The 16389-nt window shown below is 32.6% G+C and carries 11 protein-coding genes and 1 other RNA gene; 5 read left to right on the forward strand and 7 right to left on the reverse strand.

From position 1 onward, the window contains the following. Positions 1–50 precede the first annotated feature (50 nt). Together pheT and AWE51_RS10095 are read left to right on the forward strand one after the other, a co-directional pair. Positions 51–2477 (forward strand): phenylalanine--tRNA ligase subunit beta, encoded by a 2427-nt coding sequence (gene pheT, locus AWE51_RS10090; protein WP_066313006.1) that lies wholly within the window; start codon positions 51–53, stop codon positions 2475–2477. Between the two features lie 142 nt (positions 2478–2619). Continuing rightward, on the forward strand, positions 2620–4482 hold the full coding sequence (locus AWE51_RS10095; RefSeq protein ID WP_066313008.1) for a PQQ-binding-like beta-propeller repeat protein: 1863 nt from the start codon (positions 2620–2622) through the stop codon (positions 4480–4482). 401 nt (positions 4483–4883) lie between these two features. Here the strand turns inward: AWE51_RS10095 and AWE51_RS10100 are convergent, their stop codons facing one another. After that, positions 4884–6158 (reverse strand): tetratricopeptide repeat protein, encoded by a 1275-nt coding sequence (locus AWE51_RS10100; RefSeq protein ID WP_066313011.1) that lies wholly within the window; start codon positions 6156–6158, stop codon positions 4884–4886. 27 nt (positions 6159–6185) lie between these two features. Further along, positions 6186–8729 carry a DNA gyrase subunit A gene (gene gyrA, locus AWE51_RS10105; RefSeq protein WP_066313014.1) on the reverse strand — a complete coding sequence of 848 codons (2544 nt, stop codon included), beginning with the start codon at positions 8727–8729 and terminating at the stop codon, positions 6186–6188. Positions 8730–9101: 372 nt separating this feature from the next. Between gyrA and AWE51_RS10110 the strand changes: the two genes are divergently transcribed. From AWE51_RS10110 to AWE51_RS10120, 3 genes are all read left to right on the forward strand, one after another. Then, positions 9102–11657 carry an ATP-dependent Clp protease ATP-binding subunit gene (locus AWE51_RS10110; RefSeq protein ID WP_066313016.1) on the forward strand — a complete coding sequence of 852 codons (2556 nt, stop codon included), beginning with the start codon at positions 9102–9104 and terminating at the stop codon, positions 11655–11657. A 124-nt stretch (positions 11658–11781) separates the two neighbouring features. Beyond that, positions 11782–12159, forward strand: a complete 378-nt coding sequence (locus tag AWE51_RS10115; protein WP_066313018.1) for a SpoIIAA family protein — start codon at positions 11782–11784, stop codon at positions 12157–12159. Between the two features lie 97 nt (positions 12160–12256). Beyond that, entirely contained in the window at positions 12257–12634 is a 378-nt protein-coding gene (locus AWE51_RS10120; protein ID WP_066313021.1) for an STAS/SEC14 domain-containing protein, read from the forward strand. Between the two features lie 88 nt (positions 12635–12722). On the opposite strand, the gene rny is transcribed toward AWE51_RS10120, so the two are convergent. The 5 genes from rny to glf all read right to left on the reverse strand — a co-directional run bounded on the left by rny (position 12723) and on the right by glf (position 16301). Then, on the reverse strand, positions 12723–14288 hold the full coding sequence (gene rny, locus AWE51_RS10125) for a ribonuclease Y (protein WP_066313024.1): 1566 nt from the start codon (positions 14286–14288) through the stop codon (positions 12723–12725). A gap of 54 nt (positions 14289–14342) precedes the next feature. Beyond that, positions 14343–14449, reverse strand: a non-coding RNA gene (ssrS, locus tag AWE51_RS10130) — 6S RNA. Positions 14450–14501: 52 nt separating this feature from the next. Then, complete coding sequence (locus tag AWE51_RS10135) at positions 14502–14792, reverse strand: cell division protein ZapA (protein WP_066313025.1); 291 nt, start codon at positions 14790–14792, stop codon at positions 14502–14504. Positions 14793–14799: 7 nt separating this feature from the next. Next, a complete protein-coding gene (locus tag AWE51_RS10140) occupies positions 14800–15090 on the reverse strand; it encodes a hypothetical protein (protein ID WP_066313028.1) in 291 nt (96 codons plus the stop codon). Positions 15091–15179: 89 nt separating this feature from the next. Then, positions 15180–16301 carry a UDP-galactopyranose mutase gene (glf, locus tag AWE51_RS10145; RefSeq protein ID WP_066313030.1) on the reverse strand — a complete coding sequence of 374 codons (1122 nt, stop codon included), beginning with the start codon at positions 16299–16301 and terminating at the stop codon, positions 15180–15182. Between the last annotated feature and the right edge of the window lie 88 nt (positions 16302–16389).

Genomic DNA, 16389 nt, shown 5'->3' on the forward strand with positions numbered 1-16389 from the left:
ACCTCTATCCAATATAGTATCTTTACCAACTGAATTTAGAAATAGTATCAATGAAAATTTCATATAACTGGCTAAAGCAATTCATCAACTTAGATTGGGAAACTGAAAAAGCAGGTGAGTTACTTACAGATTTAGGGCTTGAAGTAGAGGGAATAGAAACTTATCAAAGTGTAAAAGGTGGTTTAACTGGTGTTGTTATAGGCCAAGTATTAAACTGCGACAAACATCCAAATGCCGACAAATTAAAAATCACAAAAGTAGATTTGGGTACTGGAGATCCTGTACAAATAGTTTGTGGAGCTCCTAATGTTGCCGCTGGTCAAAAAGTACCTGTAGCTACCATAGGAACGAAGCTTTATGATGAGGATGGAAAAGAATGGACAATAAAAAAAGGTAAGATACGAGGAGAAGAAAGTCATGGAATGATATGTGCCGAAGATGAACTTGGCCTTGGAAAGAGTCATGATGGTATAATGGTTTTAGATCCAAATATTGTAGTAGGTACTAAAGCTTCTGAAGTATTCGATATAGAAAATGATCAGGTTTTTGAAATTGGATTAACACCTAATCGTGCTGATGCTATGAGTCATTGGGGTACTGCCCGTGATCTAAAGGCTGGATTATTGCAAAAAGATATTAATCTAGAACTTATTACTCCTTCTGTAAGTAATTTTAGAGTAGAAAATAGATTAAATAAAATAGATGTAGAAGTTATAAATGCAGATCTTGCTCCCAGGTATTGTGGTGTATCTATCTCTGATATCAAAATAGATGATTCCCCGGCTTGGTTACAACATAGACTTAAGGCTATAGGTATTACACCAAAGAATAATGTAGTAGATGTTACTAATTATGTTTTGCATGAATTAGGCCAGCCGTTACATGCTTTTGACGCACATTATATTGAAGGCAACAAAATAGAAGTCAAAACATTAGAAAAAGGAACCAAATTTACAACACTCGACGAGGTAGAACGAGAATTACATCATGAAGATTTAATGATTTGTGATGCTGTTAAACCACTTTGTATAGCCGGTGTTTTTGGAGGTATTAATTCTGGTGTTTCTGAGTCTACTACCTCTATCTTTTTAGAGAGTGCTTATTTTAATCCTGTAAGTGTGCGAAAAACAGCCAAACGACATGGATTAAACACCGACGCTTCTTTTAGATTTGAGCGCGGTATCGATCCTAACATTACAGAATATGCATTAAAAAGAGCTGCATTACTTATTCAAGAACTTGCTGGAGGAATTATTTCTAGTGAAATAACTGATTTGTACCCTAAAAAATTTGAAGATTATCAAGTTCTTTTGTCCTATGATAATGCAACTAAATTAATTGGTGAAGAGATTCCACAAGAAACTATTAAAAGTATTTTATCTTCATTAGATATCAAAGTCAATAATGTTACAGAAAGTGGATTAGGATTAACTATTCCTGCATATAGAAACGATGTACAAAGAGAAGCAGATGTAATTGAAGAAATTCTTAGAGTATATGGTTACAATAATATTGGTTTTAAAGAAAAATTAAATGCGTCTATTTCTAACATTGACAAATTTGCAGATCACAATGTTCAAAATACCATATCTAATCAATTAGTAGGACAAGGGTTTCATGAGATGATGGCCAATTCCTTAACTAGTGCTGATTATATCCAGTTAAGTGATCAATTAAAGCCTGAAAATAATGTAGAAATGTTGAATCCTCTTAGTAATGATTTGGCAGTATTGCGTCAATCGCTATTATTTTCAGGATTAGAAGCTATAACCTATAACAGCAACAGAAAACGTTCTGACCTAAAGTTGTTTGAGTTTGGTAAAACGTATCACAATTACGAGGATAAAACTGTAGAAAATAAGCATTTAAGTATTCTAACTACTGGGAACAGAAATCAAGAAAGTTGGAAAACCAGTCAAGAAGCTAGTGATTTCTTTTATTTAAAAGGAATAGTAATTGCTGTTTTAGAACGTCTTGGATTAACAAAATTAAAATCATCGCCTGTTAAAACCGATGTTTTTTCTGAAGGTATTTCTTTAAGTATTGGCAAAGCTAAGCTTGTTGACTTTGGAATTGTAAAAAAATCCATTTTAAAGCATTTTGCAATTTCTCAAGAAGTATTGTACGCAGATTTTAACTGGGACAATGTTTTACAATATGCTAAACATAACAAAATTAAGTTTAAAGACATTCCGAAGTTTCCAGAAGTTCGTCGAGATTTTGCCCTTTTATTAGATGATAGTATTAAGTTTGAAGAAATTTATACTATCGCAAAACAATCAGAAAAGCAACTTTTAAAAGAAGTGAGTTTGTTTGATGTATACCAAGGTAAAAACTTACCTAAAGGGAAAAAGTCTTATGCTGTTAGTTTCACATTACAAGATGACAACAAGACACTTACCGACAAACAGATTGACAAAATTATGAATAAATTACAGCATAATTTTGAAAGTAAACTAGGGGCCGAGTTAAGGTAAATATTCTAGTTGTTTTAGTTTTTATAAAATAGTATTTTAGTTTTTTTTAACAGTTATCTTGGATTGTTGTAAATTAGCAACTTATAATTTTTTAAGATTACTTTATTAAATCTAATTTATTATCTAAATCTAAAACACCTTTATGAAAAAAATTTATCTCTTATTTGTCCTCGCATTTCTTAATCTTGCATACGGGTATACTCAAGAAAAACTTTGGGAAGTAAACCTAAAAGAAACGTTATACGAAGTAGGTTGGATTATGCAATCTAATGACGGTTTGATCATAGCCTCTGGGGCTAAAGGTTTATTGGCTATGGATAACACTTCTGGTGTAATCAAGTGGCATAATGAAGAACTTAAGGGTATTGATAAAAACTCATTTCTTACTATAGATGGATTACCCCTGTTTTACATAGAATACACTCCTCTTGCTGGAAAAACTAGAGGAATGATTATTAATTCTAGTACAGGAGATGTTGTATACGATACCAAAGATGACGGTTATAGAATCAAAAATTTCACTCTCTTACCTGATAATGGAATCATTCTTTTCGAATTAACTAAGGATAGCGAACGCTATTTAATGAGTTTCAGTCTTAAAACTTGGAAAAAATTATGGGTAACCCCACTTGGTGAAAGTAGCGGTTTTATCAAAAGTCTAGTATCTGGTAAAAGTTTTATCGATCACGGACCATATTTTACCAAAGAAAATAATCTCATTTTAGGAATAAAAAATGAAATTTTTGCCATTAACGGTTCAAATGGCGGAGTAATGTGGGATCACGAAACTGACAAAAAAATTAAAGCCTTAGTATACTCTGCAAACAACAATAGTTTGTATCTGGGTATTAAAAAATCAAAAAAGTTAACCGTACTTAATCCAACCGATGGAACAGATATCACTCCTGGTAAACTAAAATTAAGAGGAACATTAATCGATGTGCGTCCTGACGAAGCAAATAACCTAATTCTGGTAGAAACAGAAGGTTTTAATATTATTGATCCTAGTACAAATGAATTTAAATGGAAGAAAAGCTTCAAGATAGAATATTTAGACGAAGTAATTCCTCACGAAAAAGGTTTAATTGCTATAGGTAAAGACGAGAAAGACGGTACTATATCTTTAGTCGATGGAGAAGGAAAGAAAATATGGTCTAGTAAAGTAAAAGGATATGCATACTACGTTACTCCTACCGATAAAGGTGTAATGTACGTATCTACAGAACGATCAAACATTTTAGACTATGAAAAAGGAAAAGATGTATGGGACAGAGATGTGAAATTTAAGTCTATACCTGCAGTAACATATGATGAAAAGGAAAGCAAGGTTATTTTATTTGAAAACAAAAAAGGGTATAAATTTGATTTGGCATCGGGAAAAATAGACCTTTTTGCTGAAGACATTGTTTTAGAAAACGTTAAAAGAAAAACTCCTTTACTAGCAGAGTATGTAAAAGATGCTGGATACCTTTTATATACAGGACAGCATATTTCTTTGTTATCTCCTTCTGGTGAAGTTAAACACACTAAATATTATGAGCCGGCATCTAGTCTTAAAGGTTTAATAGGACTTGCTGAAGTTGGACTAGCTGTTGCAGGTGTAGATTTAGATATTAGTGGTGCACTAGAAAATATTGATCAATTATCTGCATTATCTAATGGAGTTGTACAAAGATCTCAGGATCAAACCGACGGAACAACCACAGAAAGTATGGTAGCAGGACTATATGTTGGAGATGGGCAAAATATGACTCCTGTTTTTGAAATCACAAAACAAAGATATTCTAACTCTAAAAATGTTAAAAATCACAAATTTATAGTTACAAAAATTAAAAGTGATACCGCTCCTACTAAACATTCAATCTATATGATTAACAAAACATCGGGAGCTATTGATAAACAAATTGATTTGTTAGACAAAACTCCTAATTATGTAATAGATGAAATTGATAATGTTATTTTTATTAATGAAAAAAATCATTTGATTTCTTCTTATAAGTTTTAGTAGATAAAATATATTTTATGAAAGAGGCTATTTAAATAGCCTCTTTTTTATTTTAACAAGACTTTTACCCTCTTTAAACAAGTTATTTTGATGTTGTGTTATAAATCTTAAAACATAAATAACATTAAAACAGAATAGTATAAGCTTTAACGCAGACAGAACTGCTGCACTCCCCATTCACCTAGAATTGAAGTTTCTAATCATAGCGATTAATTCTCATAGTATTTTATTGTAATGCGCTAAGAAAATATGGTAACATTCACCAGAAAGCCTAAAAAAGTAATATACTTCATCAAAAGGAATGAACTAACAAATTATTAACATTTACATCTCGTATTATTCCATAAAAAAACCAGAATCATTTGATTCTGGTCTTTATTCTTTTGCTTTTATCTAGAAACTTAGTTGCCTCCTTCTAAAGCTTTAAGTTTGCTTTTCATTTCGTCTGCTTTTGGATCATCTAATTGATAGAAAATCTGCATAAGCGTACGAACTGCCTCTACATTATCAGGCTTTGTCTTTAAAGCTCCTTCTAAATAAGGTACTGCTTTTCTGTATAAGTCTTGCTTCTGCTTCTTAAGCTCATCAAACTTTTTATAATCTGCATTTGAAGTTCCTAAGTTGTTCATTTCCTTATTAAGAGCAACTTCACCATTTAAAATAATAGAAGCTATATTAATTTGAGCCGCATTAAAATCAGGTCTTAATTCTAATGCTTTTTCATAATATTTTAATGCTTGATCATTATCTCCTAGGCGAGATGCACTAACACCTAAATTATAAAGTAAATCTGGGTTTTCAGGATCGTTAGCCACAATCTTTTCCATTATTTCTTTATACTTAGCTATATTACCTAATTTATAAAACACATCAGCTTCTGCTTGTAGTAAAGCTGAATCATTAGGATTATCTTTTTTAGCATCTTCAATAGCTTTCATAGCCTCTTCATCTTTACCTTGACTAATATAAATCAAAGCAATGTTCTTTGCTACTTCGCCTCTTTTAGAATCAGTCAAACGATCTTCTGGTTTAATATAAGTTCCAGATTTTACACTAAGGTCTCTTGTTTGCTTATCACCAAAAGCTTCTGCAACTCCTGATTCCTTATTTGTAGCGTAGTATTCTGTAGTTACACCGTTAAAACCAATAGTTTTTAACTCTTCATAATACTTAAGAGCAGTGTCATAGTCTTTACCATTGACAGCATTACCTGCTGCATAGTACAAATACGTAGTATCTTGTTTATTCGTGCTATACCCTAAGTATAGTTTCTCAGACGCACTTTTAAAGTCTTTAGCATTTTGATCTTTAATTGCGCTTTCTACTAAAGCTTGACGCAATGTTAGAATTTTCTTATCAGCTTCTGCAGTGTATTTAGAGTTACCAGATTTTTTTTCAATTTCGATAACTTTATTATATGCATTTGCTGCTCCTTCTATTTTCTCTAAAGAATCAGAATTAGAAGCGGACATTACTTGTCCTTTTAAGAAATAATACTGTGCTTTCATCTTTTCATCAGCTGCTTCCAGTTGTCCTTCTGCTGCCTTAAGCGCATCACTTGCTACTTCTACATTTCCTGATTTAAGGGCTTTAGCCGCTGCTTTTAAAGCTTGTTTTTGAGAAAATCCAATAGCACTAATCGTTAGAAATAATACTACGAAAAATTTAGTCTTCATTACTTGTGTTTTTAAAATGGGATATATTTATTCTTTTTCTTCACTATCAATATTCGTGCCATCTGATGTAGTGTCAGTATCTAAAGTAGTAGAAGCTGTTTCATCTATACCTTCTTCTTCCTCTAAATCGTCTTCATCCTGCATCACTTTTGCAACTGCCGCGATAGAATCTTTACCTTTTAAATTAATCAAACGTACACCTTGAGTTGCACGCCCCATAACTCGTAAATCTTCTACAGATAAGCGAATTGCTATTCCGGATTTATTGATAATCATTAAATCATCTAAATCAGTTACATTCTTAATCGCCACTAAGTTACCAGTTTTTTTCGTAACTGAAATAGTTTTAACACCTTTACCGCCTCGATTAGTAATTCTGTAATCTTCTAACTTAGAACGTTTTCCGAATCCGTTTTCTGAAACCACTAAGATATTACTCTCCATATCATTAACGGCAACCATTCCTACTACTTCGTCTTTTTCATCTGCTAAACGAATACCTCGAACTCCAGATGCTCCTCTACCCATTGGTCTAGTTTTCTCTTCTTCGAAACGAATTGCTTTACCTGATTTAACAGCTAACATTACCTGACTTTTACCATCAGTTAACTTTGCTTCTAGTAACTCATCGTTATCTTTGATCGTAATTGCATTAATACCATTGGTCCTAGGTCTAGAATACTGTTCTAATGATGTCTTTTTGACTTGACCTTTTTTGGTTGCCATTATGACATAATGAGAATTAATGTATTCTTCGTCTTTAAGATCCTGAGTACAAATAAATGCTTTTACTTTATCATCACTTTCTATATTGATCAAGTTTTGTATTGCTCTTCCTTTTGATGTTTTACTACCTTCAGGAATTTCATATACTCTCATCCAGAAACATTTTCCTTTCTGAGTAAAAAACAACATGTATTGATGATTTGTTCCTACAAATAAATTCTCTAGAAAATCCTCATTACGTGTTGTACTTCCCTTTTGACCTACTCCTCCTCTATTTTGTTTTTTATACTCATTAAGAGAAGTTCTTTTTATATAACCCGCATGAGAAATTGTAATTACAACTTTTTCATCTGGAATCATATCTTCTATACTAAGATCTCCACCTGCATATTCTATTTGAGATCGTCTATCATCACCATACTTATCCTTTACTTCGATAAGCTCTTCTTTGATGATATTCATTCTACGCTCTTTCTTCGCTAAAATATCTTTAAGATCCTCGATAGTTTTCATCAATTCTTCATACTCTGCACGAAGCTTGTCTTGTTCAAGACCAGTCAATTGACGCAAACGCATCTCAACAATAGCTTTTGCTTGTATTTCAGAAAGCTTAAAACGTTTTATAAGTTTTTCTCGAGCTTCCTCTGCATTAGCAGATGCCCTGATCAATGCAATTACTTCGTCTATATTATCAGAAGCAATAATTAATCCTTCTAATATATGAGCTCTTTCTTCTGCCTTTCTAAGTTCATACTTTGTACGACGAACAACAACATCATGTCTATGCTCTACAAAATAATGAATCATCTCTTTTACATTAAGCAATTGCGGTCTTCCATTAACAAGTGCAATGTTATTAACACTAAAAGAAGATTGTAATGCAGTATACTTATACAAAAGATTAAGAACGATATTTGGTATAGCATCTCTTTTTAAGATATACACGATACGCATACCTTTTCTATCGGATTCATCACGAATAGAAGAAATACCGTCAATCTTCTTATCATTAACAAGATCGGCAGTTTTCTTAATCATATCTGCCTTATTGACTTGATATGGGATTTCATTTACGATAATACACTCTCTACCGTTTACTTCTTCAAAAGAAGCTTTACCTCGAATAACAACCCTGCCTCTACCTGTTTTAAAGGCTTCACGAACACCGTCATAACCATAAATGATACCACCGGTAGGAAAATCTGGTGCTTTTATATGAGTAATTAACTCATCAATTTCAATATCATTATTATCTATATATGCTATAGTACCGTCAACTACTTCACTTAAGTTGTGTGGCGGCATATTTGTCGCCATACCAACCGCAATACCAGAAGCTCCATTAATCAACAATCCCGGAATTCTGGTAGGCAACACCGTAGGTTCTTGTAAGGTATCATCAAAATTAAAGGTATGGTCTACAGTATCCTTTTCGATATCTGCTAACATATCCTCTGATATTTTTCGCATTCTGGCTTCTGTATAACGCATTGCTGCTGGGCTATCCCCATCTACAGAACCAAAGTTACCTTGACCATCAACAAGCATGTAACGCAAACTCCATTCCTGAGCCATACGCACCATAGTATCGTATACAGAGGTATCACCATGTGGGTGATACTTCCCTAAAACTTCCCCAACGATTCTTGCCGATTTTTTATGGGCACTACTAGCTCTAACACCTAGTTCGTGCATCCCATACAAAACACGTCTATGCACAGGCTTAAGACCATCCCTAACATCAGGAAGTGCACGAGACACAATTACAGACATTGAATAATCAATGTATGCCGATTTCATCTCATCTTCTATATTGATAGGTATAAGTTTTTCTCCTTCTGTCATAAAAAACTTTTTTCTAAAATTGAATTAATAAACGGGCTAATTTAAGTAAATTAAGACGTTTTTAACAACCAATTACCTATGTAATATACGTAATTTATTAACAAAAGGAATACTGCATATAGTTAATAAGTCTAGTTCTATAGGTTTTGATTATTAAAGCATTTTTTGTCTATTTACCGATAATTGGACAAACCCACTATCAAATAGCTCGTATTTCAGTAGTATTTTTTACTGAATAACATAATAATAACATGACAAAATATTACTTTACTGTCAGATATTTGTTAATGATCGACTAAAAGGAATAGTTTTTGTCATAGTAATCCTAAAAATTACTATTTTAGTTATAAAGAAAAGAAAGAGATTAATCTTATGGATGATAATTTTTCACCTAGAGTTAAAGATGTTATTGCCTACAGCAAAGAAGAAGCACTAAGATTAGGGCATGATTTTATTGGTACAGAACATTTAATGCTAGGTTTGTTGAGAGATGGAAGTGGAAAAGCAATTAGTATTCTGGATGCATTGGATATAGATTTAACTAACTTGAGAAGAAAAGTAGAGATCTTAAGCCCCGCAAATCCTGATATTGCAATAGCTTCAAATGAAAAAAAGAATTTACATTTAACAAGACAAGCAGAAAGAGCTTTAAAAACAACTTTTTTAGAGGCAAAACTTTTTCAAAACTCATCGATTAATACAGCGCATCTTCTTTTATGTATATTAAGAAATGAAAACGACCCAACTACAAAACTTTTAAATCGTTTAAAAGTAGATTATGATAACGTTAAAGACCAATTTAAGTATATGATTGCTAACGACGAAGAATACATAGACAACCCAAAAGCAGAATCTTTCTCAGAAGACGATGATGATTTAACAGGAGATTCTTCCAAAGAAAATCCTTTTAACTCTCCATCTGGAGCCAAAGCCGGAAAAAAATCTAAAACTCCTGTTTTAGATAATTTTGGTCGCGATTTGACTGCCATGGCGGAAGAAGGTAAATTAGATCCTGTTGTTGGAAGATCAAAAGAAATTGAACGTGTTTCTCAAATATTAAGTAGACGTAAAAAAAACAACCCACTTTTAATCGGGGAACCTGGAGTTGGTAAATCTGCTATTGCAGAAGGACTAGCACTAAGAATAGTACAACGAAAAGTTTCTAGAATCCTATTTGACAAAAGAGTAGTTACACTGGATTTAGCCAGCTTAGTTGCAGGAACTAAATATCGTGGACAGTTTGAAGAACGAATGAAGGCTGTAATGAATGAGTTAGAGAAAAATGAAGATATCATCCTTTTTATTGACGAAATTCATACAATTGTTGGTGCCGGTGGCGCAACAGGAAGTCTTGATGCTTCAAATATGTTTAAACCTGCTCTGGCAAGAGGAGAAATACAATGTATAGGTGCCACTACCCTAGATGAATACAGACAATATATAGAAAAGGATGGTGCCCTTGAAAGACGTTTTCAAAAGGTAATTGTTGAACCTACTAACATAGAAGAAACTATAGAAATCCTTAATAATATTAAAGAAAAATATGAGGATCATCATAATGTTAGCTATACTAAAGAAGCAATTGAGGCTTGTGTAAAACTAACTAATAGATATATGACAGATAGGTTCTTACCAGATAAAGCAATAGACGCTTTAGATGAAGCAGGCTCTAGGGTTCATATTACAAATATTGATGTTCCTAAAAAAGTACTCGATCTCGAGAAGAAACTTGAAGAAGTTCGAGAACTTAAAAATAGTGTAGTCAAGAAACAAAAATATGAAGAGGCTGCTAAGTTAAGGGATGATGAGAAAAATCTTGAAAAAGAATTAGGTACTGCTCAAGAACAATGGGAGAAAGAATCTAAACTTCATAAAGAAACCGTTGACGAAGAAAACGTAGCTGATGTTGTATCTATGATGACAGGAATACCTGTAAATCGTATCGCGCAAACAGAAAGCAATAAATTAGCAGAGCTACCAGAACTGATCATGGGTAAAGTAATTGGTCAGGAAGAAGCCGTTAAAAAAGTGGTTAAAGCTATCCAACGTAATCGTGCTGGACTTAAAGACCCTAATAAACCTATTGGTTCTTTCATTTTCTTAGGACAAACGGGAGTTGGAAAAACACAATTAGCTAAAGTGCTTGCAAGAGAACTTTTTGACAGTGAAGATGCTCTTATACGTATTGACATGAGTGAATACATGGAAAAGTTTGCTGTTTCTAGATTAATTGGAGCACCTCCGGGATATGTTGGATACGAAGAAGGCGGACAACTTACAGAAAAAGTAAGAAGAAAGCCCTATGCAGTTGTCTTATTAGATGAAATCGAAAAAGCACATCCAGATGTTTTTAACATGATGTTACAAGTATTAGATGATGGATATTTAACTGACAGCCTTGGACGTAAGATTGATTTCAGGAATGCAATTATCATCATGACCTCTAATATTGGAGCCAGAAAACTAAAAGACTTTGGTCAAGGTGTTGGTTTTGGAACATCTGCAAAGAAAACTCAAGCCGAAGATTACGCCAAAGGTGTGATAGAAAATGCTTTGAAAAAAGCTTTTGCACCTGAGTTCTTAAATCGAGTTGACGATGTTGTAGTTTTTAACGCTTTAGAAAGAGAAGATATTCATAAAATTATCGATATCGAACTTGATAAATTATATGGCAGAATCAAAGGACTAGGTTATACATTATCTTTAAGCGAAAAAGCAAAAGATTATATTACCGAAAAAGGGTTTGATAGACAATACGGAGCAAGACCTCTTAAAAGAGCTATTCAGAAATATATCGAAGATGCACTCGCCGAAGAGATCATCAATGCACAACTACAAGAGGGTGATAGTATTTTTATGGATATGGATGAAAACTCAGGAGAGTTGACTATCAACATAAAAAAAGCAGAAAAATCTACAGAATCTTAGATCCTATAGAATTACCAAAATATAAAAAGGCTACTACCAATTTGATAGTAGCCTTTTTAAGTATTAACATAAGTTAACAATATATTTGTAAATTAGAGGCTTTTATGTAATGCTAGTACAAATAATGATTGCCACATACGATTTAGATTTTTGCCACATACAAATATACAACGACTACCTAGTTGTTACTATGAACGAAGGGATTACTGTTGTTCCTGAACATCAAAACATAATGCCTGGACTAGTAGAGCAGCATTTTAAAAATAAACCTTTTGTTTATATATCCAATAGAATCCACTCCTATTCTGTAAATCCTACTACTCATTTAAAATCTTCAAAAATCGAAAATTTGATTGGCATAGCTGTAGTATCTGATAATACTCTACAAAAAAATCAAACTAAAATTGAAAAAGCTTTTTTTAGTAAAGCTTTTGAGTATTTCACCACTATGGAAGAAGCTTTACAATGGAAAGATAGCATGATTAAGAACCATTCTCACTAGTCAATATCGATTATCTCTTAAAAACATAGCTTGGTATATTTACGATTCTCAACAATTATTCGTATATTAATAATCTTTCTCTTAATTCACATATACAATGATTACATCGTATAATTTGGAGTTTTGTGATATTGATGTATACGAAGATTATACTGTTGCCAGAATACATGAAGGAATGATTACTACCCCAGAAAACTTAAAAGTATTCTTAAAACTTATTGACATACATTATAAAAACAAGCCTTTTGTTTACATATCACATAGAATCCATTCGTTTTCTATAAATCCTGCTATACATGCAGAGTCTTCCAAAATACCTAATCTTATTGGTATAGCTGTGGTATCTGAAGATCCATTACAAAAGATACAAACCCAAGTTGAAAAAGTCTTTTTCAAAAAAGAGTTTAAACATTTTACCACAATACAAGAAGCATTAGTATGGAAAGATGAAATTATAAAAAAAGTAGCAGATTAAATTTTTGACTTAAAACTAAAAGAGTGATGAAATACATCCACCACTCTTTCTAAATATTTTTTTCTATTAAAAAATGTTATTCTAAGGCTTATTTTGCAATATTCACAGCCCTTGTTTCTCTAATTACGGTAACTTTTACTTGTCCAGGATATGTCATATCTGTCTGCACCTTTTGAGAAATCTCAAAAGAAAGGCTCGACGCTCTTTCGTCATTTACTTTCTCACTCTCTACAATAACACGTAATTCTCGTCCCGCTTGAATTGCATATGCTTTTTTGACACCATCAAATGCAAAAGCAATTTCTTCTAAATCTTTAAGTCTCTGTATATAAGAATCTAACACCTGTCTTCTAGCTCCTGGTCTTGCTCCGCTTATTGCATCACAAACTTGAATAATTGGAGAAATTAAAGATGTCATTTCTACTTCATCATGGTGAGCACCTATTGCATTACAAACTTCAGGTTTTTCACCATATTTCTCTGCCCATTGCATCCCAAGAATAGCATGCGGCACTTCTGTTTCTGTATCAGGAACCTTACCAATATCATGCAATAAACCAGCTCTTTTAGCCATCTTTGGATTTAACCCTAATTCTGCGGCCATTACACCACAAAGTTTTGCCACTTCCCTAGAGTGTTGTAGTAAATTTTGTCCGTAAGATGATCTATATTTCATTCGACCAATAGTCTTAATCAACTCTGGATGTAATCCGTGTATCCCTAAATCTATAACGGTACGTTTACCTACTTCGATTATCTCTTCATCTATCTGCTTTCTAGTCTTTCTTACAACCTCTTCTATTCTGGCAGGATGTATTCTTCCATCGGTAACTAATTTATGTAAAGAAAGTCTAGCAACTTCTCTTCTAACAGAATCAAAACATGATAGAATTATTGCTTCAGGCGTATCATCTACTATGATTTCAACTCCCGTAGCAGCTTCTATAGCTCGTATATTCCTACCTTCCCGACCAATAATACGTCCTTTTACATCATCACTTTCAATATTAAATACCGAAACGCAATTTTCTATCGCTTCCTCGGTACCAATTCTTTGAATAGTGTTAATTATAATCTTTTTAGCTTCTTGCTGCGCGGTCAATTTTGCTTCTTCTATTGTATCTTGAATAAGAGACATTGCATCTGTTTTTGCTTGACCCTTTAGAGATTCTACTAATTGCTCTTTAGCTTCCTCTGCTGATAAGCCAGAAATAACCTCTAATTGTTGTACTTGGCTTTTATGAAGTTTCTTTAGCTCTGTTTGCTTTTTCTCAAGATAATCATTGCGCTTATCATAATTTTTTATCTTCTCTTCTAACTCGCTATTTAGTTTTTTACCCTTTGATAATTCGTTAGAAACTTGAGATTCCTTGTCTCTTGTTCTCTTTTCTGCATCAGCAATTTTTTTATCTCTTGATAAAATTACTTTTTCATGCTCAGATTTTAATTCGATAAACTTTTCTTTAGCTTGTAGTATCTTATCTTTTTTGATGGTCTCCCCTTCGCTTTTTGCTTCTCTTAAAATACTTTCTGAACTCTTCTTTGCCGTTTTAATAATTTCTGATGCTCTGTTGCGCTCCATTACCTTAGCAATAACAAAACCTATTGCTAAACCGGCTATTGAAGCTATAATCAAAAATATAATATTATCCATAATTTGTGTTAGTATTTATATATAAAAAAGCCTGCATTAGTAAAGGTTTTGTATAAACTCTGTAAAAACAGGTTTAGGGCTAACAAGCTGCTCAAGAATCCGCTCAAGGCGGCGCGCTTTTACAACTTAAACTCACCCTTTTTAATTAATTCTTGTTGAGTTTATCAAAATAACAACTAGTGCAGGCAGTAACCTTATTTAATTTAATGAACGTTATGATAAATGTTCATGTAACAAATCGCTTAATGCGTTTAATCTATTTGCAACATTATCTTTATCATCATCTTTATCTATAACTTTTTGTTCGACTTGTGCTGCAAATTGCAATGCACACATGGCTAATACGTCTTGTTTATCTCTTACCGCATAGCTCTGCTCAAACTGTTTTATCATGGCTTCTATCTTTTTAGCCGCTTTACGTAAACCCTCTTCCTGATCAGGATTAATGGTTAATGGATATACACGATCCGCAATTGATAGTTTAATTTTAAGCTTATCTGCCATAGTATACTTATTCAGAGAGCTGTGCTATACACATATCAATCTCTCTTATTAAAGCGTTTATCTTGAGCTTGGTCTCCCTTTTATATTTATCACTGCCCAGCATTGCGTTTGCATTTTTAAGTGAGCTAAATTTTTCTTCCCACTGCTGTAACTGATCTACTTGAAGTGATGATTCTGATTCTAATTCCTGAATTTTAAGCTTTAAATCTGCATTCTGTTGCTTCATTAATTCATACTTATGCAGCAGCTTACTTATCCTATTCTCAAGAGAATCAACAATTTCAATTAAATCACTCATTAATATGTTTTACACAATACACGTTACACAAAGTTAACATACCAATTGAAAAAACCCAATAGTTTTTAAACTAATTTTGATAGCGTGTTTTATTCATTACTATTTGAAGATATTTCTTCTACCTTAGCCAATGAAGAGGCTATAATTTGATGCATATCATAGTATCTATACTCGGCTAATCTACCTCCTAAAATCACATTTTTTAAAGTTTGAGATTCTGCTTTATATTTTTTAAAGAGTTTTTGGTTTTCATCGTTATTTATTGGGTAATAGGCCTCTTTACTTCTATCCCAAGCTTCAGGATATTCTCTAGTAATAATCGTTTTATCTTGAGTTCCAAATTCGAAATGCTTATGTTCTATAATACGTGTAAAATCATAAGAAGCATCATTATAGTTCACAACTGCATTACCTTGAAAATTATCAATTCCTAATAATTCATTTTCAAAACGTAGTGATCGGTATTCTAATTGTCCGTATTTATAGTCAAAAAATTCATCCATTTTACCTGTATACACAACGGTATCGGCTAGTAACTCTAGTTGTTCTCTATCTTCAAAAAAATCAATATTCGTTTTGGTATCTATTCCTTTTAACAATCCATTAATAATGACGTTATACCCTCCTATTGGTATACCTTGATATTTATCATTAAAGTAATTATTATTAAACGTAAAACGTACTGGTAAGCGTTTAATTATAAAAGCAGGCAGTTCTTTTGCCTTTTTACCCCATTGTTTTTCTGTATATTCTTTTATAAAAGTCTCATAAATATCCTTACCTGCCAAAGAAAGCGCTTGTTCTTCTAAATTTTTTGGAGATTTGGTTCCGTATTTTGCTATTTGTTTATTTATAATATCTCGGGCTTCTTCTGGTGTTTTTGTACCCCATAATTGATAAAATGTATTCATATTAAAAGGTAAATTATAGAGTTTACCTTTTGATAAAGACAATGGGGAATTTATATAATTATTAAACTCAGCAAATTGATTTACATAATCCCAAATTCTTTTGTCGTTTGTATGAAAAATATGTGCTCCATATTTATGCACATTAATCCCTTCTTGTTCTTCACAATATACATTACCCCCCAAGTGATTTCTCTTATCGATAACTAAGCACTTTTTATTTCGCTTTGTCATTTCATGAGCAAAAACGCTTCCAAACAAACCAGCCCCAACAATAAGGTAATCATACTTTTTATTAGCCACTCTTACTATTTTAAGTTATTTTCAAACGTATTTTAAGGTACTTCATAGATCATCTCCTATTTCATCATTCACCTTCTAGATTAAATAA

This window comes from Aquimarina aggregata (genome assembly GCF_001632745.1).
Classification (GTDB): domain Bacteria; phylum Bacteroidota; class Bacteroidia; order Flavobacteriales; family Flavobacteriaceae; genus Aquimarina; species Aquimarina aggregata.

Bases quoted from the DNA above. Each gene is read 5' to 3' on its own strand.
- pheT (WP_066313006.1), top strand. From the start codon at position 51: ATGAAAATTTCATATAACTGGCTAAAGCAATTCATCAACTTAGATTGG.
- AWE51_RS10095 (WP_066313008.1), top strand. From the start codon at position 2,620: ATGAAAAAAATTTATCTCTTATTTGTCCTCGCATTTCTTAATCTTGCA.
- AWE51_RS10100 (WP_066313011.1), bottom strand. From the start codon at position 6,158: ATGAAGACTAAATTTTTCGTAGTATTATTTCTAACGATTAGTGCTATT.
- gyrA (WP_066313014.1), bottom strand. From the start codon at position 8,729: ATGACAGAAGGAGAAAAACTTATACCTATCAATATAGAAGATGAGATG.
- AWE51_RS10110 (WP_066313016.1), top strand. From the start codon at position 9,102: ATGGATGATAATTTTTCACCTAGAGTTAAAGATGTTATTGCCTACAGC.
- AWE51_RS10115 (WP_066313018.1), top strand. From the start codon at position 11,782: ATGATTGCCACATACGATTTAGATTTTTGCCACATACAAATATACAAC.
- AWE51_RS10120 (WP_066313021.1), top strand. From the start codon at position 12,257: ATGATTACATCGTATAATTTGGAGTTTTGTGATATTGATGTATACGAA.
- rny (WP_066313024.1), bottom strand. From the start codon at position 14,288: ATGGATAATATTATATTTTTGATTATAGCTTCAATAGCCGGTTTAGCA.
- AWE51_RS10135 (WP_066313025.1), bottom strand. From the start codon at position 14,792: ATGGCAGATAAGCTTAAAATTAAACTATCAATTGCGGATCGTGTATAT.
- AWE51_RS10140 (WP_066313028.1), bottom strand. From the start codon at position 15,090: ATGAGTGATTTAATTGAAATTGTTGATTCTCTTGAGAATAGGATAAGT.